Source organism: Streptomyces sp. NPDC003697, from assembly GCF_053587115.1.
The window spans coordinates 23,267-31,524 of record NZ_JBSFNN010000082.1 but is presented as its reverse complement, the minus strand read 5'-3'; the positions used below and the strand labels follow the sequence as shown (position 1 = coordinate 31,524).

The following is an 8,258-nucleotide window of genomic DNA, read 5'->3' as shown; positions in this document are numbered from 1 at the left end:
CGGGCATCCGCTGCGCGGGGAGTTCCTGAAAGTCGGGCGGACGGTGAACAACCTGGTCGACCAGCTGTCGCCACGGCCGTCTTCCGCGTGCTCGGAAACTCCTCACGCACGGCCACCGCCGAGGGGTCCCACCGCGCACCGCCGGGGCGGTGCTCGCCGGCGCGGTGGAGCGGGCGTCCGCCCTCACGGTGGTGGCCGGACCGGGTCGGTCCTCGGGGCTGCTCGCCCGGAGAATCCTCCGAACACCCCTCTGACCGGCTTGGACGATGCGACCGGGCATCGCACCGCGGTCGCCGTGGGAGAATGAAGTACGTGCTCTTCCCCCTGGCTGACCTGTCCGGGGGCCGCCTTGAGATCGACTGGGATGTGCAGCACGTGCGTTTCCTCAATGACATCCGGCCCGCCTACGACCTGACGTACGACGACGTCTTCATGGTGCCGAGCCGTTCCGCCGTCGGCTCGCGTCAGGACGTGGACCTCAGCTCCCCGGACGGCACGGGCACCACCATTCCGCTCGTCGTCGCCAACATGACCGCGATCGCCGGCCGCCGGATGGCCGAGACCGTGGCCCGCCGCGGCGGTCTGGTGATCATCCCCCAGGACATCCCGCTCGACGTCGTCACCGACGCGATCTCCTGGGTCAAGAGCCGTCACCTGGTCCTCGACACCCCGATCGCGCTGGCCCCGCACCAGACCGTCGCCGACGCGCTGTCCCTGCTGTCCAAGCGCGCCCACAACGCCGGCGTGGTCGTCGACGAGAACCGCCGGCCGGTCGGTGTCGTCACCGACCGGGACCTCACCGGTGTCGACCGCTTCACCCAGCTCGAGGTGGTGATGTCCAAGGACCTGCTCCTGCTGGACGCCGACATCGACCCGCGCGAGGCCTTCAACACCCTCGACGGGGCCAACCGGCGGTTCGCCCCCGCCGTCGACCGGGACGGCAGGCTGGCCGGCATCCTCACCCGCAGGGGCGCCCTGCGCGCCACGCTGTACACCCCGGCCACCGACGCGCAGGGCAGGCTGCGCATCGGCGCCGCCGTCGGTATCAACGGCGATGTCGCGGGCAAGGCGCAGCAGCTGCTCGACGCGGGCGTGGACACACTGGTCATCGACACCGCGCACGGCCACCAGGACTCGATGATCAACGCCGTCAAGCTGGTGCGCGACCTCGACCCGAAGGTGCCGGTCGTCGCGGGCAACATCGTCTCCGCCGACGGTGTCAAGGACCTCGTCGAGGCCGGTGCGGACATCATCAAGGTCGGTGTCGGCCCCGGCGCCATGTGCACCACCCGCATGATGACGGGCGTGGGCCGCCCCCAGTTCTCCGCCGTCCTGGAGTGCGCCGCCGAGGCGAGGAAGTACGGCAGGCACGTGTGGGCCGACGGCGGTGTCCGTCACCCGCGCGACGTGGCCATGGCCCTCGCGGCCGGCGCGTCCAACGTGATGGTCGGCTCCTGGTTCGCGGGCACCTACGAGTCCCCGGGCGATCTCCAGCAGGACGCGAACGGCCGCCTCTACAAGGAGTCGTTCGGCATGGCCTCCGCGCGTGCCGTGGCCAACCGCACGTCGGACGAGTCGGCGTACGACCGCGCCCGCAAGGCGCTGTTCGAGGAGGGCATCTCCACCTCCCGCATGTTCCTCGACCCGGCCCGTCCGGGCGTCGAGGACCTGATCGACTCGATCATCGCGGGCGTCCGCTCCTCGTGCACCTACGCCGGTGCCGGTTCCCTGGAGGAGTTCGCCGAGAGGGCCATCGTCGGCATCCAGAGCGCGGCCGGCTACGCCGAGGGCAAGCCGCTGCACGCCAGCTGGAGCTGAGCCGGGCCGTCCCCCGGCGGCCCCTGTCGTCCCCGCCGGGGAGGGCAGGGGCCGCCGCGGTTCTCCGGGCCGGAAGACGCCGGCCGCGGACCGGAAGGCGCCGGGGCCGACCGGAAGGCACCGGGCACCTGACGCCCACGGCGTGCCAATCCCGCCCGTCCCGCCCACAACGGACGAAAGCCCGCGCGCAACGAACACGCACCCGGGCCCGAGGAACGCAACGATCTTGCGGGCATGCGCAAGGTTGCTGCATTACGCCCGTGAAGCGCCGCCTCATAGGGTGCTGCGCTGTACGTGGCGTGGCGGGGACCCCGCTCGGTGGGTTCCTGCCCTCGCAGGAGTGCCGCCGGTCCCCGCCGCCCTCACCCGCAGCGACAAGGAGCCAGCGCGTGCTCGACCAAGGCGCACCCGCGCAGAACCTCGAAGGACCCGCCCCCGCATCCCCGGGCGCCGGTGCGCGCCTGATGCGCCGCAAACCCGTGGAACGCCTGGTCGCCGAGGGCGGCCAGGGGGAAGGAGGGAGCCTGCGGCGGTCCCTCGGCCTGTGGCAGCTGACGATGATCAGCATCGGCGCCACCCTGGGCACCGGCATCTTCGTCGTCCTCGGCGAGGCCGTCCCCAAGGCCGGCCCGGCCGTCACCCTGTCCTTCGTGATCGCGGGTCTGACGGCGCTCTTCTCGGCGCTGTCCTACGCCGAGCTGGCCGGCACCATCCCGGTCTCCGGGTCCTCCTACTCGTATGCGTACGCAACGCTGGGGGAGCTGATCGCCTGGGTCTGCGGCTGGTGCCTGATCCTTGAATACGGCGTGTCGGTCGCCGCCGTGGCCGTCGGCTGGGGCGAGTACCTCAACGAGCTCCTCGACGGCACCATCGGCGTGACCATCCCGGCTGCGCTCTCGGCACCGCCCGGCGACGGCGGCGTGTTCAACCTGCCGGCGCTGATCGTCGTGCTGCTGGCGATGGCATTCCTCATGGGCGGCGCGCGCGAGTCCGCGCGCGCCAACACGATCATGGTCTGTGTGAAGATCGCCGCGCTGGTGCTGTTCTGCGCCGTCGGCATCCAGGGCTTCCGGTCGGGCAACTACGACCACTTCATGCCGCTCGGCATGGCCGGCGTCAGTGCGGCGGGCGCGACCCTGTTCTTCTCCTACATCGGCTTCGACGCCGCCTCGACGGCCGGTGAGGAGGCGAAGGACGCGCAGCGCGACCTGCCGCGCGCCATCATGCTCTCCCTGGTCGTGGTGACCGCGCTGTACGTCCTCGTCGCGGCCGTGGCCGTCGGCGCCAAGCCCTGGCAGCGGTTCGGCGACTCCGAGGCCGCGCTCGCCCAGATCATGCGCGAGGTGACCGGCCAGACCTTCTGGGGCACCCTGCTGGCCGCCTGTGCGGTCGTCGCCATCGCCAGCGTCGTGCTGACGGTGCTGTACGGGCAGACCCGCATCCTGTTCGCCATGTCCCGGGACGGGCTCGTGCCCCGGGTGTTCGCCAAGGTCCACCCGAGGACCGGCGCGCCCCGCGCCAACACGCTGATCGTCTCCCTGTTCTGCGGTGTCCTCGCCGCAGTCGTCCCGCTGGGCCGGCTCGCCGACGCCACCAGCATCGGCACCCTGTTCGCCTTCGCGCTGGTCAACGTGGCCGTCGTGGTGCTGCGCCGGACCCGCCCCTCGATGCGCCGCACCTTCCGGGTGCCGCTGTCGCCGGTTCTGCCCGCGTTGGGCTTCGCCCTCTGCCTGTGGATGATGGGCAGCCTGTCCGCCGTCACCTGGGTGGTCTTCGGGGGCTGGATGGCGGCTGGGCTCGTGTTCTACTTCGTGTACGGCTATCGCCGTTCCCGTCTCGCGACCCCGGACCGTCCGGCGACTCCGGCCGGTGCCGCGACGGCAGACCAGTGACCGAACCCGCAGAAGTGATCCGCCTTCAGTGCTGAACGATCTCGACGAACGCATCGTGCACGCCCTCGCCGAGGACGCCCGCCGCTCCTACGCGGACATCGGGCAGCTCGTCGGCCTGTCCGCGCCCGCCGTCAAGCGGCGCGTGGACCGGCTGCGCGCGACCGGGGCGATCACCGGCTTCACCGTACGGGTGGATCCGGCCGCGCTCGGCTGGGAGACCGAGGGGTTCGTCGAGATCTACTGCCGGCGCAACACCTCGCCCGAGACCATCCAGCGGGGTCTGGAGCGCTACCAGGAGGTCGTGGCCGCCTCCACCGTCACCGGTGACGCCGACGCGATCGCGCAGGTGTTCGCCGCCGACATGCGGCACTTCGAGCGGGTCCTGGAGCGGATCGCCGGCGAGCCGTTCGTGGAACGGACCAAGTCGGTTCTGGTGCTCTCGCCGCTGCTGCGAAGGTTCTCGTCCGGATCACCGACATGAGCCAGGCGGCGCCTCACGCCGCTCGGCGTCCGATCGCCGACAGCAGCCGCCGCATGCCGGCCGCGTGCCCACCTGTGCCGATCACCAGCCGCAGGTAGAGGACGCCGCCCGGGCCGCGAAACCGTGCCCGGGTCTCGGCGCGCAGGTGTGCGTCCCGGGCCGGCCGTTTCGAGGCGGAGGACCAGGGCGTAGGCCGAGAAGCAGTGCCGGCCGACGAGGACGAGCACACGGCCCGGCTCCGTGACGGCCACCCGGAAGCCGGGGAAGACGGAGCCCACGGCCGGCGGTCGGGGACCGGACGCGGTGACGTCGGCGCACCCGACCAGGCGGGCGTGGCGCACGGCGCCGGGCCGGCCGAAGGAGCGGTCCAGGATCCCGTCGCGGCGGTGCTTACGAGGTTCGCGCTGCCGCCGGGGTGACCTCCAGTCACCTCCGGTCACCCATTGCGGTCGGGGAGGGAATCGCATAGGTTGTGCCGCACTTTCTACTGACTGGTAACAACGGCAGGTGACCATGCGCTGGCCCGTCGGCCGTCCTAGCACCGTCCGCGCGCGGATCGTGGCGCTCGCGCTCGCTCCGGTCCTCGCGCTGATGACGCTGTGGAGCTTCGCCATGGTGTCGGTCACCGGCGACGTGCGCGCGCTGATCCGGCTCCAGGAGGTGTACGAGGACTTCGGCACCCCGGTGGACACGGCGGTCGGCCAGATCCAGATCGAGCGGCGGCTGTCGGCCGTGTACCTGGGCGGGAGCCCGGACACGGCCGCCGCCGGTGACCTGCTGGCACAGCAGCGCGGCACCGACCGAGCGGTGAACGCCCTGCGCGACGCGATCCGGGGCGGCGACCGGGACCGGCTCACCGACCGGCAGCGCCGGGCGCTCGACGCGATGCTGCACGCCACCGACCGGCTGGAGAAGCTGCGCGAGCGGGTGTTGTCCCGCTCGATCTCCTGGGACCGGGCCGTCACCGAGTACGGCGCCCTGGTGGAACCCGGCTTCGACGTCCAGTCCGCGCTCACCGCACTCCAGGCCGGGCAACTGGCCCGGGAGGCACAGGTCGTCACCGAGCTGGTGCGGGTACGGGAGTTCGTCTCCCGCGAGGACGCCCTGGTCGCCGGGGCACGCGCGGCCGGCACGCTGACCGACCGGCAGTACGAGACGCTGACGGCCACGATCGAGGACCGGCGCGTCTTCGAGCGGACGTACGTGCCGGACCTGCCGTCCGACTCCCGGGCGCTGTTCCAGAAGTTCCAGCGCGGGGGCTTGCACCGGGCCTTGGTGCGCGGCGAGGACGCCCTGCTGCGGTCGGGCGCGGCGCACGCCGGGGAGGCGGTCGCCGCCGGCACCTGGCGCAGCACCGCCGACCGAGCCGTCAAGCAGTACATGCTGCTGTGCACCGGGTCGGCCGAGAACTCGGCCGCGCGCGGGCGGGCCTTCGCCTACCGGGAGCTGGTCAAGGCGGCGGTGGTCGGGGTGGTCGGGCTGACCGCCGTAGGAGTGTCGCTGTGGTTCGCGGTGCGCGGCGCGCGTCGCATCTCGCGCCGCCTGGAGACGCTGCGGGACACCGCCGACCTGCTGAGCACCCGTCAGCTGCCCGACGTGATGCGGCGGTTGAGCGCGGGTGAGGACGTGGACGCGGTGGCCGAGGCGCCGCCACTGGCGGCCGACGAGGTGCGGGCCGACGAGATCGGGCAGGTCGGCCGGTCCTTCAACACCGCGCGTCTGGCGGCCGTCGAGGCCGCCGTCAAACAGGCCACCCTGCGGCGCGGGCTGTTCGCGGTGCTGCTCAACATCGCGCGGCGCAACCAGGCGCTCGTGCACCGGCAGCTGAAGCTGGTCGACACCCTGGAGCGGCGCACCGACGACCCGGACGTCCTGCGCGACCTGTTCCGCATCGACCACCTCACCACCCGTATGCGGCGGCACGCGGAGAGTCTGATCATCCTCTCCGGCGCGGCCCCCGCCCGCAGATGGCGGCGGCCGGTGCCCGTGGCGGACGTCGTGTCCTCGGCGGTGGGCGAGATCGAGGACTACGCGCGCGTGGTCGTGCCCCCCATGCCCGAGACCGGCGTGGCGGCCGATGCCGTGGCCGACGTGGTGCACCTGATCGCCGAGCTCCTGGAGAACGCCACGGTCTTCTCACCGCCGCACACCCAGGTCACGATGCGCGCCGGCCGGGCGCGCGGCGGCTTCGTCCTGGAAATCGACGACCGGGGCCTCGGCCTCGACGCCGACCAGCACGCGGCGGCCCACCGCACCCTCACCGACCCGGACGCCTTCGACCCCACCCGGCACGACCGCCTCGGCCTGTATGTCGTGGGACGCCTCGCGGCCCGCCACGGCATCGAGGTGACACTGCGGGACTCGCCGTACGGGGGGACTACGGCGGCGGTGCGGCTGCCTCCGACGGTGTTGGCGGAGGTGGAGCCGGGGGTGCCGGGCACCCGAGCAGAGGTGCGCGGCCTGCCGCCGACGAGGCCAGTGGCAAGGAAGCCTGAGCGGGCCCCCGGCGCACCTGGCTGCGGCGCAGACCTCGACGGCCCCGGCCTCGACCCCGTGGGCCCCGGGACCCCGGGCTCACGCGTCCCGGATCCCGCCGCCTCCACTCTCCCCACCCGAATCCGTCAGGCGTCCCTCGTCGCCGAACTGCGTGCCGAGCCGCCGCCTCCGGACGCGGCCCAGCCGCGGGAAGCCGACGCCGAGGAGGTGCGCGCGGTCTTCGGCGCCTTCCAGCGTGGCCTGGAGCGTGGGCGCCGTGGGCTGCCCGTCGGTAAGGCGGGCGACCCCACGAGCCCCGGCGCCGCCGAGGAGCGAACCGACACCGACGAAGGGACACCTGCCGACGATGCCCGGTGACCACCAGTACCCCGAGTCCACCTCTGCCCCGAAGGGAGCGCCCGGCACGGACCTCGGCTGGATGCTCGACGACCTCGTGGCGCGGACCGAGCACGTCCGCCAGGCCGTACTGCTCACCGCCGACGGCCTCCCGCTGAGCTGCTCCGAAGGCATGCGCAGACGGGACGTCGAGCACCTGGCCGCCATCTGCTCCGGCTTCCACGGCCTGGCCCGCTCGGCGGGGGACCGGTTCGAGGCGGGAGCGGTGCGGCAGACCATGGTCATGCTCGACGACGCCTACCTCTTCATCACCCCGGCCGGCCACGGCAGCCGCCTGGCCGTACTCAGCGAGGCGCAGACCGACGTCGGCCAGCTGGCCCACGAGATGGCGCTGCTCGTCCGCCGCCTCGGCCGACACCTGGACGCCGCCGCACGTTCGACTCCCTGACCCGCGTGACCGACGACCACTGGTACGAGGACGAGACCGGGTCGATGGTGCGCCCCTACACCGTGACCCGAGGCCGCACGAGGCCCTCGGGCCGGCACGCCATCGACCTGATGTCCCAGGTCACCGCGCTGGAGACGGACGCGGCCGAGCAGGGCCTCGACCACGCCCGCACGGCGCTGCTCGACCTGGTGCGCCGCGTCCCGCGCCCGGTCGTCGAGCTGGCCGCGGACGCCGATCTCCCCCTGACCGTGGTCCGCGTGCTGCTCGGTGACCTGGCCGAGGCCGGGCTGGTGCGCGTCGACGAGCCGCGCCGCGTGCCGGCCGCGGGACCGGCCGCCGACCCGGAGCTGCTGCGCGAGATCATCGAGCGCCTGCGGGAGCTCTAGACGACAGCTCCAGGCAGACGGGAGCTGAACGGCAGGCTCCAGGGCACGACCGTTGCCCGTCCCGCCCCTGAACCGCTCGAACGGCGCCGGGCCGACGCACTTGGGCAGGTCCTTGGGGCGGCCCTTCCGCCGGTCAAGCAGGTGAACTGGAGGCTCACCGCTCTTCCGGCGGCGGCCCCGGGACACATCGGCCCCAGGACGTCACCGCACCCCCGCCGCCCGGCGGGGCAGGCCGCCCATGACCTGCGTCCCAGGGATGACCGGGCGTACGGCCCCAGGGCGCGCAACGAATCACCGCCGGACCCGTGGTGCACGCAACGATCCGCTCACGGGCGCGCAACGGCTCCTTCTTGTCCGGCCGAGTCCGCCGAACGTACCTTTTAATCCGCCCCCCGAATCAC

6 protein-coding genes are annotated in these 8,258 nt (G+C 72.9%); all 6 read left to right on the top strand.

What is annotated here, in order from left to right; genetic code table 11:
- Window positions 1-375: 375 nt before the first annotated feature.
- The 6 genes from ACWDNY_RS25700 to ACWDNY_RS25675 all read left to right on the top strand — a co-directional run bounded on the left by ACWDNY_RS25700 (window position 376) and on the right by ACWDNY_RS25675 (window position 7,857).
- Window positions 376-1,818, top strand: a complete 1,443-nt coding sequence (locus tag ACWDNY_RS25700) for a GuaB1 family IMP dehydrogenase-related protein (RefSeq protein ID WP_451648155.1) — start codon at window positions 376-378, stop codon at window positions 1,816-1,818.
- Window positions 1,819-2,207: 389 nt separating this feature from the next.
- Window positions 2,208-3,710: an amino acid permease gene (locus ACWDNY_RS25695; protein WP_451648150.1), complete on the top strand. Its 1,503-nt coding sequence runs from the start codon at window positions 2,208-2,210 to the stop codon at window positions 3,708-3,710.
- Between the two features lie 28 nt (window positions 3,711-3,738).
- The gene (locus tag ACWDNY_RS25690) at window positions 3,739-4,191 is read left to right on the top strand and encodes an Lrp/AsnC family transcriptional regulator (protein ID WP_110626876.1); all 453 of its coding nucleotides are present in this window, start codon (window positions 3,739-3,741) and stop codon (window positions 4,189-4,191) included.
- Window positions 4,192-4,704: 513 nt separating this feature from the next.
- Window positions 4,705-7,044, top strand: a complete 2,340-nt coding sequence (locus ACWDNY_RS25685; RefSeq protein WP_451648154.1) for a nitrate- and nitrite sensing domain-containing protein — start codon at window positions 4,705-4,707, stop codon at window positions 7,042-7,044.
- Window positions 7,034-7,471, top strand: a complete 438-nt coding sequence (locus tag ACWDNY_RS25680; protein ID WP_451648149.1) for a roadblock/LC7 domain-containing protein — start codon at window positions 7,034-7,036, stop codon at window positions 7,469-7,471. Before ACWDNY_RS25685 ends, ACWDNY_RS25680 begins: the two co-directional genes overlap by 11 nt.
- Window positions 7,472-7,476: 5 nt before the next feature.
- Window positions 7,477-7,857: a DUF742 domain-containing protein gene (locus ACWDNY_RS25675; RefSeq protein WP_451648148.1), complete on the top strand. Its 381-nt coding sequence runs from the start codon at window positions 7,477-7,479 to the stop codon at window positions 7,855-7,857.
- The last annotated feature ends 401 nt before the right edge of the window (window positions 7,858-8,258 follow it).

Bases quoted from the DNA above. Each gene is read 5' to 3' on its own strand.
- ACWDNY_RS25680 (WP_451648149.1), top strand. From the start codon at position 7,034: ATGCCCGGTGACCACCAGTACCCCGAGTCCACCTCTGCCCCGAAGGGA.
- ACWDNY_RS25685 (WP_451648154.1), top strand. From the start codon at position 4,705: ATGCGCTGGCCCGTCGGCCGTCCTAGCACCGTCCGCGCGCGGATCGTG.